General features: G+C 58.8%; 12 protein-coding genes. 8 read left to right on the forward strand and 4 right to left on the reverse strand.

Annotated elements, in window-relative coordinates; translation table 11 throughout:
• The 4 genes from IJL83_03755 to IJL83_03770 form a co-directional block, all read right to left on the reverse strand.
• Positions 1-1,939, reverse strand: a 1,939-nt coding sequence (locus tag IJL83_03755) for a hypothetical protein (GenBank protein ID MBQ6552713.1), incomplete at its 3' end; no start/stop codon positions are given.
• 98 nt (positions 1,940-2,037) lie between these two features.
• Positions 2,038-3,804 carry an InlB B-repeat-containing protein gene (locus tag IJL83_03760; protein ID MBQ6552714.1) on the reverse strand — a complete coding sequence of 589 codons (1,767 nt, stop codon included), beginning with the start codon at positions 3,802-3,804 and terminating at the stop codon, positions 2,038-2,040.
• A gap of 101 nt (positions 3,805-3,905) precedes the next feature.
• Complete coding sequence (locus IJL83_03765; protein ID MBQ6552715.1) at positions 3,906-5,741, reverse strand: hypothetical protein; 1,836 nt, start codon at positions 5,739-5,741, stop codon at positions 3,906-3,908.
• A gap of 737 nt (positions 5,742-6,478) precedes the next feature.
• Complete coding sequence (locus tag IJL83_03770; protein ID MBQ6552716.1) at positions 6,479-9,082, reverse strand: ABC transporter ATP-binding protein/permease; 2,604 nt, start codon at positions 9,080-9,082, stop codon at positions 6,479-6,481.
• A gap of 208 nt (positions 9,083-9,290) precedes the next feature.
• Between IJL83_03770 and IJL83_03775 the strand changes: the two genes are divergently transcribed.
• The 8 genes from IJL83_03775 (at position 9,291) to IJL83_03810 (ending at position 16,330) form a co-directional block, all read left to right on the forward strand.
• Positions 9,291-10,742, forward strand: coding sequence for a polysaccharide deacetylase family protein (locus IJL83_03775; protein ID MBQ6552717.1), 1,452 nt, complete (start codon positions 9,291-9,293; stop codon positions 10,740-10,742).
• Positions 10,743-10,746: 4 nt separating this feature from the next.
• Positions 10,747-11,397, forward strand: coding sequence for a hypothetical protein (locus IJL83_03780; GenBank protein ID MBQ6552718.1), 651 nt, complete (start codon positions 10,747-10,749; stop codon positions 11,395-11,397).
• A 42-nt stretch (positions 11,398-11,439) separates the two neighbouring features.
• Positions 11,440-12,708, forward strand: coding sequence for a hypothetical protein (locus IJL83_03785; GenBank protein ID MBQ6552719.1), 1,269 nt, complete (start codon positions 11,440-11,442; stop codon positions 12,706-12,708).
• A 49-nt stretch (positions 12,709-12,757) separates the two neighbouring features.
• Positions 12,758-13,453, forward strand: coding sequence for a hypothetical protein (locus IJL83_03790; GenBank protein ID MBQ6552720.1), 696 nt, complete (start codon positions 12,758-12,760; stop codon positions 13,451-13,453).
• Between the two features lie 277 nt (positions 13,454-13,730).
• Positions 13,731-14,315 (forward strand): NUDIX hydrolase, encoded by a 585-nt coding sequence (locus IJL83_03795; GenBank protein MBQ6552721.1) that lies wholly within the window; start codon positions 13,731-13,733, stop codon positions 14,313-14,315.
• Complete coding sequence (gene prmA, locus IJL83_03800; protein ID MBQ6552722.1) at positions 14,312-15,217, forward strand: 50S ribosomal protein L11 methyltransferase; 906 nt, start codon at positions 14,312-14,314, stop codon at positions 15,215-15,217. Before IJL83_03795 ends, prmA begins: the two co-directional genes overlap by 4 nt.
• Positions 15,218-15,311: 94 nt before the next feature.
• A complete protein-coding gene (locus IJL83_03805; GenBank protein MBQ6552723.1) occupies positions 15,312-15,740 on the forward strand; it encodes a zinc-ribbon domain-containing protein in 429 nt (142 codons plus the stop codon).
• 137 nt (positions 15,741-15,877) lie between these two features.
• Positions 15,878-16,330, forward strand: a complete 453-nt coding sequence (locus tag IJL83_03810; GenBank protein ID MBQ6552724.1) for a zinc-ribbon domain-containing protein — start codon at positions 15,878-15,880, stop codon at positions 16,328-16,330.
• Positions 16,331-16,580 lie beyond the last annotated feature (250 nt).

Below are 16,580 nucleotides of genomic sequence, written 5' to 3' on the forward strand. Positions count from 1 at the left end.
CGTCGAGTGATATTTCGCCGGCCACGGGATCGCGGTATCCATGTACTTTAACGCGGTCGGTGATCCTCTCCTTTGCGACCGTACTCTTGGTAGAGCAGATCAGAACGCCGGAAGAGTAAGCGGGAGCGTGCGTTTCGACCGTGTTGCCGGAATACTGAGTAGTTATACGCACCTGAGTATCGGAATCGAGGGTATAGCCGGGCTTCGCCTTGACCGTGAACATCAGGTAGTAGGTCTTTCCCGCTTCGAAGACGTCGCTGTCCGACATGGTCACATTGTCGGTTGCGTTGTGCCAGGTGAGCTGATTGAATTCATAAGGAGCGCTGCTGCCTATCTTAGGATAGCACCAGCCGGCGAGTCTGCCCACCGTTGGCGGCACATAATCGTATATGCGTACCGTATCGGCATATCCCACCAGCGGGAAAGACGCCGTACGGATGCGCAGTGTGCCGTCGCTTTGCAGCTGAACGTCGTCTATCGCGACAGTGTTGCCGTTGTGATTCTTCAGCGTCACGTCGATATTGCTGTCAAAGCTGCGGTCGTTGAGCGGTCTGACTGTGAGCTGGCTGTAATATGACGTCGCCGGCTCGAAGATGCTGCTGTTCGGCAGCGTGTTTCCCTGCTGATTATGCCACGTCTGGCTGACAAGCTCATATCCGGCACTCGTGTTTGCCCAGACAGTGACGTGCTGCCCCACGGTATCGTCGATCTCCGGCGGGGAAAAGTTGACAAGTTCTACGCTGTGAATCACCGGATCCACGGGCGTAAACTTGGGCTCCATCCAGGCGTGACACTCGCCGTTATAGGTATCCGCTACGAGTTCGCCCTCAAAATACAGACCCGTTGCATCGTCATAATAGACAATGATAGTGCCGGGTTTGATGATCGCCGTTTCGCCGTCCACGAGGTAAAAATACAACTCGTATTCCTGTCCGGTCTGGAAGGTTTCCTGCGGATACAGATAGGTTGTCGTCCCGCTCTTGTACCAGCTCAGTGAACCCGTATTGATATCGGATTCCTGCGTTATCGGGACCACGTCGTAATAGTCCCAGACGCGCTCGCCGTGTTTGGGCATACCGTGAGTTTTACCCGGCGCGTTGGTGAAGCAGAACGTGTAGTCATAGACCATGCACGCTTTAAAAAACAGCTTGATCTCTATGACCATGTTGTCATTGCGAAGGGTATATTGGGTATCAACCACCTTGTGATACACCGCGTCCGTGCCGTGAAGGGTATTCGCAGTGATCGTGATGGGGTGATTGCCGTCGAATGGCCGGTCGTCCTTTGATCTGAGCAGGATGGTGGCGCAATAGATCTCGCCGGCTTTGACCATCTCGCCTTCGGCGCAGGATATATAGGTGTAGGAACCGCTTTTTTTACTCCACCGGATCGTCTGATAAATGGATTCCTTTTTATACGCCGCTTCCGGCGCTACGGAGAAGGAGCTGTCCAGATTATCCCATATGACCGGGACCTGAATGTCGGACACCGTGACCTTATTGAGCTTAGTCCCGGTATTTTCCGGCGCCGGAACCTTGTAGAACAATTTGAAGATTTTTGTCCCGTAACCGTCACTGACCGCGGAATGATACTCGGCGGTATAACTGCCGTTTATCACAGCAGTGCCACCGGCCGGTATCTCGTAACCGGAATATACGGGGCGGAACCAAACAAGTACCCTGTATGTTTTTCCCTCCGCGAACGTATCAGCGTCAGTCAACATATGGTCTTCGTCGTAAAACTTTACTTCCCGTATGGTATACAGCGTACTGTCGCCCGGGGTTCCCGTAAATACGGGGTGCGCACCGGCGGTCGGCAGCGTGATCGTGGCTGAAAGATTCGTTATCTCCTCCGCGCGCGCTCTCTGTCCCAAAGGCAGTATACCGACCAGCATCAGCATGCAAAGCAGCAGAGTGAGCACTTTTTTTGTTCTCTTCATTTTTTACCTCTTCCTTTAAAATAAAACCGATTGATGATGAGAATGGTTAACAAGCTATTTTTATCCTGATATCCGGCGGAGCGGCGCCTGTCGCCGCCTTACAGTGAACTCGGGCCGGCGAGCTTCGCCGCGACGCGCAGGATCGCGAGCGCGTCGTCGACCTCGATCTTGCCGTTGCCGTCGATGTCGCCGATCAGAAGATCGTCGCCCGACGCCTCGGCGAGCTTCGCAGCGATACGCAGCGCGGCGAGCGCGTCAGCGACCGTTATCTCGCCGTCCCTGTCCATATCACCTTCTATAAAGTTTGAGCTATCCTCCCAACCGGCGTAGAGAATCAGATTATCCGTCACAGGCGTGCTGAAATAATAAGGATCGCTGCAATCCGGATCACTGTACCAGCCGGTGAAGTACCAGCCATCCTCGTCCGGATCCGAGGGCTTCATTGCCGTCACACCGTAAAGCAGGATCTGCTCCGGCGGCGTTTCGCCATGTCCGTTATTAACGAAGGTGACGTAAAGCTCCGTCTTGTTCGGCGCGATAACGTTGACCGGATAGCTAAACTCGGTGCAGAACCTGTAATTATCCGTGCCGGGCTCATACCCGATCGCGTGATCGCCGGCGCCTTCCCATTGCAATGGAACCTCATCGCCGTGGAGATCATATAACCTGACCTGATCGAACGGACTGTTGATGTCGAAATAGCCGTTCTCTATGTCCACATAAACGCAGAGACTGTATCTTTCATCCGCGCGGAACTTATCGGTCGTGCGCAGCGGAGTGCAGCTGCTGTCCGACCAGAAAGCCCTCGCTATTATCAGCCCGTTATCTCCGGGTATCAATATATCCGAAGGGTCTCCCGCGTTCTGATCGACGACCGGCGCCCTGTATCCGCCGATTTGTATATTCGTGTAGCGTACGGCGGTGGGCATATTCTCGCTTGAGCAGACGATGACGTTTGGTCCGGGAAGATATATGCTGTCTTTCAAATCGACGCGGGTAAAGGAGCGTTGTCTGGTGACCTCCACAACGGTGTCATTGGTCAAATACCAGCCGCTTGCCGCCTTAACAGTGAACATAAGATAATAGATCTTGCCCGCCTCAAAGCAGTCGTCGTCATCCATAGTCACGCCGTCGGTGACGTTGAACCATGCAATGTCGTTGAATTCGGCGCCGTCGCTGATACGCGGACGGCACGCCTGCGCCCGCAAGCCGAGTGTCGGCGGAACGAAATCGTAAATACGCACCGTTTCAATACTCTCACTCAGCAAGAAGACCTCTGTACGCAGCATTATCGTGCCGTCGCCGCGCCGTTCTATCTTCGAAAGCGCGACTTCGTTCCCGTTTATATCATTAAGCGTAACGGTGGCATCCGCTGCGAAGCTGTAGCCGTTTTTCGGCGCAACGACGATTTCGCTGAAATAATTCGTGTTTCCCAGGAAGGTGTAAGTTTTCGCCAGCGGGCTGAAACCAACGTTCGTAAACCATCCTTGGCTCACCGTCTCATACTCGGCTCCGAACATAGTTGCGTCCGCCCACGCGGTCGTGTGTTCCTCAACAGCGCCTCCCAGTGCGGGCTTGGTGAATCCTCTGATAACGATCTGACGGATAAATGGATCTATCGGCGTGAACTCCATCTCCGCGCGGCCGTTCTCGTCCGGCTCGCCCTCAGGATAGAGGCCGGTATCGTCATCATAACAGCAGATGAGCGTACCCGTGCTCACCGGAGCCGCGCCCGCCTCCGGCAGCGTTCTCGCCGCGTAAAGATCCGTGATCTCATACGCGTATGCTGCCGGCCAAATCTGCAGAACGCCGCAGAGAGTCAGCAGGCAAATCACCAGACTCAGCAATCTTTTTGATCTCTTCATTTTTATCCCCTTCTTCCTTTAAAATAAAACCGATTGATGATGAGAATGGTTAACAAGCTATTCTTATCCTGATATCCGGCGGAGCGGCGCCTGTCGCCGCCTTACAGTGAACTCGGGTCGGCGAGCCTCGCCGCGACGCGCAGGATAGCCAGCGCGTCGTCGACCTCGATCTTGCCGTTGCCGTCGATATCGCCGATCAGAAGATCGTCGCCCGACGCCTCGGCGAGCTTCGCGGCGATACGCAGCGCGGCGAGGGCGTCGTCGACCTCGATCTTGCCGTTGCGGTTGAAGTCGCCCTTGAGCGCGCCGGAGCTGTTTGTGACGGTGAAATCGTCAATGAGCAGGCGCATCTGATCGGTGCATTTCCAGTGAGTTATGACGATGCGCAGCTTTTTGCCGAGCAGCTTGCTTCTGACCGGGTCGTCGGGGGAAATGATCACGGAGTATTCCCGCCACTCGTCAGTGGTGACGAAATCCTCGTTCCCGAAAATCGTAGGGATCGGATCCTCTCCCTCGATAACGTAGCTGAATATGAAATGCTCGGCGAAATCTATGTGGTAATCGCCCCGCGCCATCACCTTGATCGTGGTCACGCCTGCGGCGGGGATCTCGATGGCCGGGCTGATCAGGCGGTTATTCGGCGACAGCGGGCCGACGCCCGGCTCGTGGGACGCGGACCACACGACGCCGGTGCCGCTGTAAGCGTCGTTGCGACTTCCGTTGTATTTCCAGCCGTGACCGTCGCCGTCCATATCAGCTTTGCCCCAGCCGTTTTTGAACGGATCGGTCTCGAAGTTGTTGGCGTAGATCGTTCCCTTCGGATAGGAAGTGTAGTTTATCAGCTCGAAATCGTCGACGTAAAGGGCGAATTTTCCGCGCGTTTTATAATGCTCGATCCCGAAGATGCTCTCTTTGCCGTTCAGATGATCCGGCAGCACGACGGAATAGTATCTCCAGTAATTCGTGGTTATTCTCAGATTGCCGAGCCACGTATCTCCGTCCCCGGCGTTATAGAAAAACCGGAAGCATTCGTCGTAATCGTTGGTGTCGAAGCCCCTCGCCCAGACGCCGATAACGTTGACACCCGTCGACGGCACGCGTATCGACGGACTTATCAGATCGTTTCGCGGCTCAAGGTCGGTGCTGTTGATATACGACGCGGAGGAGGCGGCGCCGCTTCCGCTGTGCGCGATCTCCGAATCGCCGATGTGTTCCCAGGAATACCCGTCGCCGTCGAGGTCTTTATGCCGCCAGTTGTGCGAAAACGGATTGTCCTCAAAATCGAACTTATAGGCGTAATTCGAAAACGCGGGCTTCGGGATCTTAAGCGTATTCGTGACCGAAAGATCGTCCACGCAAAGGCGCAGCCGGTCGTAGGAATTGTGATGCCGGATGAAGATCCGGACCTTTCTGCCTTTTGTCGACTCGGGCAGGGTGACGCTGAACTGCCGCCAATACTCATCCGTGACGAAATCGCCGCTGCCGAGCAGATTAAGCGTATCAGGTTGGGATTCAAAACAGAAACCGATGCGGAAATGCTCGTCATAGACCGAGCTGGCAAATCCGCTCGCCCAGAGCGAAACGACCGTTTCGCCTTCATCCGGGATATTGATCCCGGGCGTGTAGATGACGTTTCTCGGGTCGAGCGGCTGCCCGCCCGGCGCCGCGGAGCGCGAGCCGATGACGCCTCTGCTGTTGTGGTAATAGCTCGTGTCGCCGAAGTATTCCCACTTGTAGCCGTCGCCGTCGCCGTCTTCGGTCTCCCAGCCCTCCTCGAAGGGATTGCTCTCAAAGCGGTGCTCATAGACCGTCGTCACGAGCTCCAGCTCCCCGTCTCCCGCCGCCGCGGATGCGGTAAGGAACGCCGGAGGCGCAAGCCCGAAAAGCAGTGTGATAATTAACAAGGCGGACATAATGCTGTTGACTTTGACTTTCATATAAACCTCCATCAGTTATTCCGAAAATGATTCGGGAAACATGCTTTGGAACATAATTCCCCTTATCACCTATCATAACACCCGCGTCTAACGCTCCACAAACGCCGGCTCGAAGCCGCAGCAAAAAAGAACCGCCTGTCAGGACGCGAAAAGCGGTCATGACCCCGTTTACGCATCCCTGTCAGGCGGTTTTAAGCTTATGAACGCGGCAAAGCGTCCGCCGCGGCGGCACGGGATCGCTGCGATCCCGCGGGGCAAGGCCCGTCGCAACGCGCGGTACGCCGCCCGCATCGGCAACGGTTATCCTGCCGTCGCCGTCCGTTATGCGTTTGATTTTATCACACGGCAGTCACGCGATACTAACGTGGCGCGGCGCGTTCGGGCGGAACGGACGGAGCCGCGTCGCCGCGGGCGCCGGAGAAGGCGGCAATAATAAAAAACGCGCGGCAGAAAAAGGGCGCGCAAGGCGAAAGCGCCCGGAATACTTGTGTATTCCGGGCGCTTTCAACGCAGCCGGCGCGAAAAGTTCTTTTTCAAGACCGGCGTATCCCTGATTTGCACGCCCGAAGGCGCGATTTTTCATAATAAGCGATATACCGCGGCGAGGAAGGCGACGCGGAGTACAGCTCCCCGCGGCGGGCGGCGGCTTCGGCGCGGCGTCAGTATATCGTGACCGACGTTCCGAGCGTGACGGTGCGGAGGATCCTTATCATATCGTTCGCCTCTTTGATCACGTTTTATTCGGTCCGCAGCGCTTCGACGGGGTCCTTCTTCGCCGCAAGCCGAGACGGGATAAGCCCCGCGACGAGCGTCAGCAGCATGCTTACCGCGACGAGCGCGACCGCTCCGGCGGTCGGCAGCGCGGCGAGACCGGAAATATCGGTCAGCGATTTCAGTATGATATTCGCCGGTATCAGCAGCAGGAGCGTTATCAGTATGCCCATCATTCCGGCGGTGAAGCCGATGATGAGCGTTTCCGCGTTGAAGACGCGGGAGATATCCTTCTTCGACGCGCCGATGCTGCGCAGGATGCCTATCTCCTTGGTGCGCTCCAGCACGGAGATGTAGGTGATGACTCCGATCATTATCGAGGAGACGACGAGCGAGACGGAGACGAACGCGATGAGTATATAGCTGATGGCGTTGATTATCGTCGTCACCGAGGTCAGCAGCAGGCCGATATAGTCGGTGTAGCGTATCTCGTAGCCCTCGCCCATCTTCGCGTTATAATCCGCGATGACCGCCTCGATGGCGTCCTTCGACTCGAAGTCCTTGGGGTAGATATTTATCAGCGAGGGCGTGTCGAGGTCGACGCCGCCGATCTTGCGCATAACGCTCTCGTAGGTGTCGCCCGAAGCCGCCGAAAGCGCGGCTATCGCCGCGGCGCGTTCCTCGTCGGAAAGCCCCGCGAGGTACGCCTGCTGCTCCTCCGGCAGCGCGGATATATCGAATCTGCCGTTGGTGAAGGGCATTCCGCTCAGCACGTTAGTTTCCGGATCCGCGCGCTGCGCCTTGACTATCTCGCTCTCGTTGACTTTGTTTATCAGGTGCTCCGTCAACTCGTGGGTGTAGCCGACCATGCCGCCGCGAAGCATCGTGACGAGCGCGTTCTCGGCGGGGCGGATGATGCCGACGATCTTTATATCCTCGGCGTTCGTGAGCGCCTTCGCGACGAAGTCGCCGTCCGCGGACATATCCACCCAGCGGTCGCCGAGCCGCGCGTAGTAGTCGCAGTTGAGCATCAGCTTGAACTTCAGCCCGACAAGCTCGTCGTAGGAATACTCCTTCTCCTCGGTCTGCGGCATTTCGCCGCCGTTCATCAGCGCCTTGAACATCCGCTCAAGCTCGGCGGAGTCCTTCAGCCCGAGGGCGTAAAGCGTATAGTCGCTGACGCGGTTGTATTCGTCGACGACGATGACCGCTTCGTCGTACGCCTCCGGCATCTTGCCGGAGATGACGTCGAACTGCTCGTTCATGAATTCGCGGTTGCCCATCATCTCGCGCCAGACGTTCGAATTCGACAGTCCGGAGGAGGCGAAGGGGTTGGTCTGCGCCATCGTGTTCATACCCATGAAGTCGAAGACGGCGGAGGGGTTGACGCGGGTGACCCCGCCCGCTCCGTCGGTGTTGTAGAGATTGAGGTCTATATCGTAGGAATACTGGATATCCGTCGTCAGCTCGCGCAGGCCGCTTTCGCCGCCGTCGACGAACGCCTTGAAGGATTTAAGGTCGTTGGTCTGCACCTCGTTGAGCATCGTTTTGAGCATATCGCTCATCATATTAGAGGAATATACGCGGTCGAGCGGACGGTCGGCCGGCTTGCCGCGCGTTCCGCGCAGACTCTCCAGCAGAGAAGCGACGTCCACCGACTGCTTCTCTATCGTTATCGGGTAACCGGAAAGGGTATCCTTCTCGACGCGGTGGATGTAGTTCGTCGCGCCGTGGCTCATCGCGAGGATCAGCGATATGCCGATGATGCCGATGCTTCCGGCGAAGGAGGTCAGTATCGTGCGGCCCCGCTTCGTGAAGAGGTTTTTCAGCGAAAGCGAAAGCGCCGTGGCGAAGGACATCGAATGCGCCTTCGCGCGCTTTTTCTGCTCGCGGCGCGCCTTGCGGTCGGCCTTCGCCTCCGCTTTGGCTTCCGCCTTCAGCTCCGCTTCGGCGTCGAAGGGCGCGGTGTCGTCCGTTATGCGTCCGTCGAGCAGTCGGACGGTGCGGGTGGCGTACTTCTCCGCGAGCTCGGGGTTGTGGGTGACCATTATCACGAGGCGGTCTTCCGCGATCTCTTTGAGTATCTCCATAAGCTGGATGCCGGTCTCGGTATCAAGCGCGCCGGTCGGCTCGTCGGCGAGGATTATCTTCGGATCGTTGACGAGCGCGCGCGCGATGGCGACGCGCTGCATCTGGCCGCCGGAAAGCTGGTTCGGCTTCTTGCCGACCTGGTCGCCGAGCCCGACCTTCTCGAGCATCTTACGCGCGCGCTCGCGGCGCTCCGCCTTCGACACGCCGGAAAGCGTCAGCGCGAGCTCGACGTTGGAAAGCACGCTCTGGTGCGGGATGAGGTTGTAGCTCTGGAAGACGAAGCCGACGGAATGGTTGCGGTAGGAATCCCAGTCGAGATCGGCGTATTCCTTCGTGCTGACGCCGTCGATGAAAAGGTCGCCGTCGGTGTATTTATCGAGGCCGCCGATGATGTTCAGCATCGTCGTCTTGCCGCAGCCGGACGGGCCGAGCACCGCGACGAATTCGCTTTCGCGGAAGCTGACGCTGATTCCCTTCAGCGCCTCGACCGCGGATTCGCCCTCGTCGTAGGTTTTTATTATATTCTTCAGTTCAAGCATTGCCCTCACTCCTTTTCGGAACGATTATAACGCTGTTTTATTAACGATATGTTAAATTCCGCGGGTATTTCCGTAAAATTTAACCGCTTTTCCTTACTATTCTATTCTCCCTCGCTGTGTCTGTCAACATATTTTCATCTTGCATTATCAAAAAAAACAGATATAATAGTATTTGTGGAATTGTGAGTTTCTGCAAGGAGGAAAAAACATGGCCGGAACACATACCAAAAAACGCGTCCGGGTGCGCAAAAAGCGCCTCGTGATAGCCGTCGTCGCGGTCGTCGCGGTCGTCGCGCTTATAATCGGACTGATCTCTGTTATCTCCAACCGCCAGACGCTCGACGGCGCGGACGTGAAGGACGAGTTCTCCATCGAGAACAACATCGCGTCGATAACTCACACCGAAGAACAGCGTTTTTACGACATCCGCATCTTCAAGCCGGACTTCGACGCCAAGAAGATGCCCGAAGGGATGAAGAAATACTACGAGGACACCGAGGCGGACTTCCGCCGGCAGCTTCAGGGACTGCTCGAGGAGAAGCGCCTCTCCAAAAAGGACAAGGCGACGCTGGATATGAGCTATGACGCGGAATCCTTCCAGCAGTTCACCACCTACACCGTCAGCGCGGACGTCCACGTCTGCGAGGGCAGCGACGCCAACGGCAGCTTCAGCCGCCGCTACGCCGTCATAAACTCCACCGGCGCGGAGTACGTCGCCGCCGATCTCTTCAAGGACGACTACGACTACAAGACCGTGCTCGCCGCCAAGATAGCCGCGAAGCTCGAGGACAAGGACGTCCTCGGCGCGCTCCTCGAGATCGAGGAGCCCTTCACCGACAACGTCTTCATGACGGGCGAAGGCCTCCGCGTCGAGTTTGACGAGCCGGTCGGCGCCTCCGTCAAGGCGGGCGACGCGGTCACGATCGAGTATAAGTATATCTACTACGGCCTCAACTTCGAGCTGCCGGACAAGTATAAGCCGCCGGAGCCGAACCCGATCGATCCGAAGAAGGAAAAGGTCGTCGCGCTCACCTTCGACGACGGACCGAGCGGTACAGTAACTCCGAAGCTGCTCGACCTGCTCGACAAGTACGGCGCGAAGGCGACCTTCTTCGTCGTCGGCGACTTCGTCGAGGCGAACCCCGAGGTGCTCAAGGACATCGCGGAACGCGGCCACACCATCGGCCTTCACACGCTCCACCACGACTACAGCTGGGTAAAGGACACGCAGGGCGCGATTCAGAACCTGCAGGACGAAGAGGATATGATCTATGAGATCTGCGGCGTCAGGCCCTACCTCTTCAGACCGCCCGGAGGAATAATGAACACCAAGCTGCTGCAGGCGCTCGCCAGACCCGCGATAATCTGGGACGTCGACCCGCAGGACTGGAAATACAAGGACGCCGACCACGTCTATAACGAGGTCATGAACCAGGTCACGAGCGGCGACATCGTCCTCTCGCACGACCTGTACGAATCGACCTATCAGGCGTACGTCCGCATAATCCCCGCGCTGAAGGAGCGCGGCTACCGCTTCGTCACCGTCGACGAGCTGCTCGGCATCACGGACCCCTCGATAGAGGGCGCGTACGCGGGCGAGTTCATCTATTACCGCACCCTCGCCTCCAAGCTCCGCAAGGAAGGCAAGTTCGGCGAGTAAGAGTATGAAAGAAGACATCTGCACCATCCCGATAAGCGAAATTTTCGACGACAGCGACGGCTGCCCCTTCTGCCGCCTGCGCAGGAAGCTCGAGGACCGCGCGCTGGACTACATCTCCGGCGCGGCGATGATGGAGCCGGACATCCGCATAAAGACGAACGAAAAGGGCTTCTGCGAGAAGCACTACGCCGGGCTCGTTTCAATAGGCAAGCGGCTGCCCGTCGCGCTGATGCTGCAGTCGCACTGCAACGAGATACGCTTTTCGCTCTTCGGCGGCTCCGCCTCCGCGAAGAAGAAGGCGGAGAAGGCGCGCGCCTTCCACGACGGCTGCTACGTCTGCGACAGCGTCGGCTTCAACTTCCGCAACCTGCTCGTGCAGTTCACGCGGATGTATAAGACGGAGGACGACTTCCGCAAGGCGTTCACGCTGCAGCCGCAGCTCTGCCTGCAGCACTACGCCGACCTGCTCGCCGTGGGCGAGAAGGAGCTGGACAAGCGCACCTTCGCGAAGCTCTCCGACGACTGCGACCTTATGCTCGCGCGCACGCTGAAAGAGGAGTACGACCGCATAAGCGCGTTCTGCAAGTCCTTCGACTACAACAGCGACGTCGTGCCGGACGGCAAGGCGATAGAGAAAATGATCGACGTGCTTTAACGCCCCGAAAACGACGGGAAAGGATAACGGAATCCGAAGGATATGAGTAAAAACTGGATGCGGCTGGACAACGCCGCCTTGATCTTCCCCGCCATAAGCCATACGCGCTGGAGCAACGTCTTCCGCGTTTCCGCGACGCTGACCGAGCCGGTCGATCCGGAGCTGCTGCAGCGCGCGGCGGCGGACCTTATGCCGCGCTTTCCCTCCATGTACGTGCGGCTGAAGACCGGCGTCTTCTGGCACTACCTCGAGGCGCTGCCCGAGCCGCCGCGGGTGCGCGAGGACTTCGCCTTCCCGCTGGCGCTGATGCAGAAGAAGGAGCTGAAGACCTGCTGCATACGCGTCATATACTTCAAAAACCGCATCGCCGTCGAGTTTTTCCACTCGCTGACCGACGGAACGGGCGGCATGATCTATCTGAAAACGCTGACCGCGCGCTATCTGAAGCTTAAATACGGCGCGGATATACCCGCGGAGGAGGGCGTGCTCGACCCGGACGAAGCGCCGCTGCCCGAGGAGCTGGAGGACAGCTTCCCGCGCTTCTCGAACGGCGTCGCGCTCGACGACCGCGAATCCGACGCGCTGCGGCTGCGCGGAACGCGCGAGCAGAACTTCCTCCACCTCACGACCGGAATCGCGCCGACGGACGCGCTGAAGGCCGCCGCGCACGAATACGGAGCGACGGTGACCGTTTTCCTCGCCGCCGTTATGGCCGAATCGATACTCGCGATCCAGGCGGAGCGCCGCCCGGATCGGCGGCGCCGAAGGCCGGTAAGAATAACCGTGCCGATAAACCTGCGCGCCTTTTACGGCAGCCGCACGCTGCGCAACTTCGTGCTGACGCTCAACCCCGGGGTCGACCCGCGCATGGGCGACTACACCCTCGGGGAGCTCTGCTCCGTTATCGCCGCGCAGCTGAAGGCGGAGGCGACTCCGCAGCGCATGGCGGGGCGCATCGCCGCCAACGTCAATCCGCAGAAGATACCGCTGGTCCGCGCCGTGCCGCTGCCGGTCAAAAGCTTCATAATGCGGCTGATATACGACCGCCGCGGCGAATCGATGGGCTGCATCAACCTCTCGAATCTCGGCGCAATACGCGTGCCGGAGCCGATGGCGCCCTTCGTGCGCCGCATGGAATTCATCATCGGCACGCAGCGCAGCTACCCGAACAACTGCTCCGTGGCGACCTTCGGGAACGAAACGTATATCAATATGATACGCAACATACGCGAGCCCGAGCTTGAGCGCCGCTTCTTCTCGCGCCTCGTGGAGCTCGAAGTGCCGGTCGCGATAGAAACCAACTCGAACTGAACGGGCGCATTTTCGCGCGCCCGCGCCAATATTATTTCAGGAGTATACTATGTACTGTGTAAAATGCGGAGTCAGACTTGCCGACGGAACGGCCGCCTGCCCGCTCTGCCGGACGCCGGTACGCGATCCCGACGGCGCGGAAGCCGCGCCCGCCGCGCCGACCTATCCCGAACGCTATCCCGCCCCGCCGAAGACCCGCCGCTATCCGATACTCGCGTTTCTGACCGCGCTGCTGGTCGCGGTGAGTCTTTCCGCCTTCATATACTGTATAACGACGCTTCATAAAGTCGGCTGGTCGGGCTACGTCATGCTCGCCTGCGCGCTCGTCTATTTCGCGGTGCTGTTCCCGTTCTGGTTCGAGCGGCGCGAGCCGCTGATATTCCTGCCGATCGGATTCGGGCTCGCCTGCGGATATCTGCTATATATCTGCCTTTATACCGGAGGAAGCTGGTTCCTTTCGTTCGCCTTCCCGGTCACGATGCTCGCGGGACTGCTGACGACGGCGAGCGTTCTGCTTTTCCGCTTCGGCAAGCGGCGCAGGCTGCTCAAGATCGGGATACTGCTTACGGTCATCGGTCTGTCGAATATGCTGATAGAGTTCTTCCTCTGCATCACGTTCGGAACGCGGATGTTCACCTGGTCGCTCTATCCGGTCTGTTCCTTCTCGCTGATAGGGCTCGTTCTGATCCTCTGCGGCACCATCCCGGGCTGGAGGGCGTATCTGGAGAAAAAGCTGTTTCTGTAACGCCGCGTTCGCCCGGGGGATTCCTCGTCACTTCGTTCCTCGGAATGACAAATTCGCGCCCTTTACTCTCCGTAAAACCGCCTCTCCCGGTCAAAAATAATTTTTCACACTTTCAACAGGGTTTTCAACAGGTTAAAGCCCTATACGGCGCGTTTTCGACGGTTTTCGGCCGAAAATTTCAACGAAAACGGTCGAAAAACGCGAATATACGTTCTGTAATTTCAGGTGAGCGGAGGCGCCTCGAGCCCCCTCGCCTGCCAAGAAAGGAGCTGCCGATATGGACGGCGAAAACAAAATCGTCACCCCCGCCGAACAGCCGGTCGACATGACCGAGGTCACGCTTTCGAGCGAATGCGTCTACGACGCGGGCTTCATTAAGGTAATGAGCGACCGCGCGCGCCTGCCCAACGGCAGGGAGACCGGCCGCACCTACGTCAAGCACCCCGGCGGCGTATGCGTATGCGCCGTCGACGCCGAGGGCAACGTCGCATTCGTCAGACAGTACCGCTACGCGATGGCGGAGGAAGTGCTGGAGCTCCCCGCCGGCAAGATCGACGAGGGCGAAAGCCCCGAGGACTGCGGCCGCCGCGAGCTGATGGAGGAGACCGGCATGACAGCCGAGAAGTTCATCCCGCTCGGCATAATGTACCCCACGCCCGGATATTCCAACGAGGGCATATACATGTTCCTCGCGGAGAACGCGATACGCGGCGCCGCCAGACCGGACGAGGACGAGTTCCTCGACACCGTCTATATGCCCTTCGACAAGGCGCTCTACCAGTCGCTGACCGGCGCGATAAACGACGCGAAGACGGTCATCTGCATGGCGCGCGCCGACCTGCGCAGAAGGAGGAGCAAATGATCTATACCGACGTCGCCGCGCGGGTGAAGACCGCCGACACCGAAGCCGCCTCCGCCGTCTTCACGATGGCGTACGACGGCGGCATCTGCGTCGAGGACTGCTCCGACATCGCCGAGGCCGCCGCGGTAATGCGCATGGACTACATCGACCGCGAGCTCGCCGAGCGCAACAAGGGCTTCTCGATCATACACCTCTACCTGCCGGAAACGGAGGACCTCTCCGCCGTGACCGGCTTCATAAAGGAGCGCTTCGCCGCCGACGGCATAGAGTACGAGCTCTCCTTCAACCCCGTCGCGGAGGAGGACTTCGCGAACGCGTGGAAGGCGTATTACGAGCCGGTGAAGACCGGCGGGCGCATAACCGTCGTGCCGTCGTGGAAGGACTACGAGCCGGAGGACGGCGAGATAATTCTGAAGATGGATCCCGAAATGGCGTTCGGCTCCGGCACTCACGAGAGCACCCGCCTCTGCCTCGGCGAGCTGGATAAGCTCGTCCGCCCCGGCTGCGCCGTGCTGGACGTCGGCTGCGGGAGCGGCATCCTCGCGATCGCTTCCGTGCTGCTCGGCGCGGGAAGCGCCGAGGCGTGCGACGTAGACGGCATCTCCGTGGAGACCGCCAAGCGCAACTGCGAGAAGAACGGCGTGAGCGTGAAGACCTACCGCTCCGACCTGTTTTCCGCGGTCGCGGGGCGCTTCGACGTCATCTGCGCGAACATAGTGGCGGACATCATCATCCGCATGGCGCCGGAGATAAAGGCGCACATGAACGCCGGCGGCGTCTTCCTCTGCTCCGGCATCATCGCGGAGCGCGCGGGCGAGGTCCGCGGCGCGCTTGAAGCGAACGGTCTGACCGTCCTGCGCACCGACGAGCTCAACGGCTGGGCGGCGATCGTCGCGGAGTGAGATAAAGAATAACGGCGCTTGTTTTGTTCTTGACAAGCGCCGTTTTTTCATATATTATTTTTGTATGAACAATAGTATTTACGGGAGGCAAATTATGGCTAAATTCTGCGTATACTGCGGATCGTCTATGGACGACAACGCGAAGTTCTGTCTGAAATGCGGCAAGCCCGCGCCCGGAGTGCAGCCCGCGGCTCCCCAGCAGCAGCCCGCGCGTCCGCAGCCGGCTCCGCAGCCGGCGCTCGCGTCCTACTCCCCGCCCGGCATCACCGTCGACTACGCCGACAAGTCCGTCTTCTCCGGCGCTTCCGGCCAGAACCTGCACTATGTCGTGCTGCAGGTCACGCTGAAGGAAAAATTCATCGGCACCGGCTCCGGCAACCTGACCGAGCTCGAGGCGTGCATCAACGCGCAGGCCGCCAAGGGCTACCGCCTGCACACCATCACCACCTCCAACGGCGGCAGCAAGGGTATGCTCGGCGGCGACCGCATCCAGGCGACGATGGTCTTTGAAAGAATAGTCTGATTTTTGAACGAGCGGCCTTTGCACGCGCAGGGGCCGCTCGTTTCTCCGCGTTTTTCGGTATTGACAAATACGCGATCTTGTTATAATATACATATATACAGATAAACGCGGCTGCGCCGCGAATAAGGAGGATATTTATGGCTAAATTTTGTATGAAGTGCGGCAATCCGCTCCAGGAAGGTCACAAGTTCTGTCTCAACTGCGGCGCGCCCGCTGCGCCCGCTGCTCCCGCCGCTCCCGCGGGTCCGGTCTGCGCCAAGTGCGGCAATCCGCTCCAGGAAGGCCACAAGTTCTGCCTCAACTGCGGCGCGCCCGTCGCCGCCGCTCCCGTAGTCGAAGCCGCCGCGCCGGTCGTTGAGGCCGCCGCTCCCGTCGTGGAAGCCGCCGCGCCGGTAGTCGAGGCCGCCGCTCCCGCCGCCGAAGCCGCTCCCGAAGCGCCGAAGGCGTGCGCCGTCGTCATCGCCGAGCTGAAGGACGCGGGCGCCCTCGAGGAGCTCGTCAACGGCAAGGCCGCCGAGGGATACCGCCTCGTCGCCGCCGTTCCGAACGGAGTGAGCAATAAAGCGACCTTGTTCTTTGAGCTGAAGTAAAAGCGTGTCTTTTCTGCGCTTTTGAGTTTCCGTTAAACTTCGGACGCCTCCCTCAGACGAGGGAGGTGTCATTTTTTCGCGGAAAAAATGACGGAGGGAGGGAAAACCGTTCGCGTGAATGCGCGGGCGATTGGTAATCGCCCCTACAGCTTGCGCGTCAATGCGCGGGTTGCGGTGAATTCCCTCATTCCGAGGAGCCGCGAATGCGCCGACGAGGAATCCCCCGAACCTCGCTGACGCGAGGGTTTAC

This window comes from Clostridia bacterium (assembly GCA_017438525.1).
GTDB lineage: Bacteria > Bacillota > Clostridia > Oscillospirales > RGIG8002 > RGIG8002.

Coding starts and splice junctions, on each gene's coding strand:
- IJL83_03765 (MBQ6552715.1), bottom strand. CDS start 5,741: ATGAAAGTCAAAGTCAACAGCATTATGTCCGCCTTGTTAATTATCACA.
- IJL83_03775 (MBQ6552717.1), top strand. CDS start 9,291: ATGGCCGGAACACATACCAAAAAACGCGTCCGGGTGCGCAAAAAGCGC.
- IJL83_03805 (MBQ6552723.1), top strand. CDS start 15,312: ATGGCTAAATTCTGCGTATACTGCGGATCGTCTATGGACGACAACGCG.
- IJL83_03785 (MBQ6552719.1), top strand. CDS start 11,440: ATGAGTAAAAACTGGATGCGGCTGGACAACGCCGCCTTGATCTTCCCC.
- prmA (MBQ6552722.1), top strand. CDS start 14,312: ATGATCTATACCGACGTCGCCGCGCGGGTGAAGACCGCCGACACCGAA.
- IJL83_03770 (MBQ6552716.1), bottom strand. CDS start 9,082: ATGCTTGAACTGAAGAATATAATAAAAACCTACGACGAGGGCGAATCC.
- IJL83_03760 (MBQ6552714.1), bottom strand. CDS start 3,804: ATGAAGAGATCAAAAAGATTGCTGAGTCTGGTGATTTGCCTGCTGACT.
- IJL83_03790 (MBQ6552720.1), top strand. CDS start 12,758: ATGTACTGTGTAAAATGCGGAGTCAGACTTGCCGACGGAACGGCCGCC.
- IJL83_03810 (MBQ6552724.1), top strand. CDS start 15,878: ATGGCTAAATTTTGTATGAAGTGCGGCAATCCGCTCCAGGAAGGTCAC.
- IJL83_03795 (MBQ6552721.1), top strand. CDS start 13,731: ATGGACGGCGAAAACAAAATCGTCACCCCCGCCGAACAGCCGGTCGAC.
- IJL83_03780 (MBQ6552718.1), top strand. CDS start 10,747: ATGAAAGAAGACATCTGCACCATCCCGATAAGCGAAATTTTCGACGAC.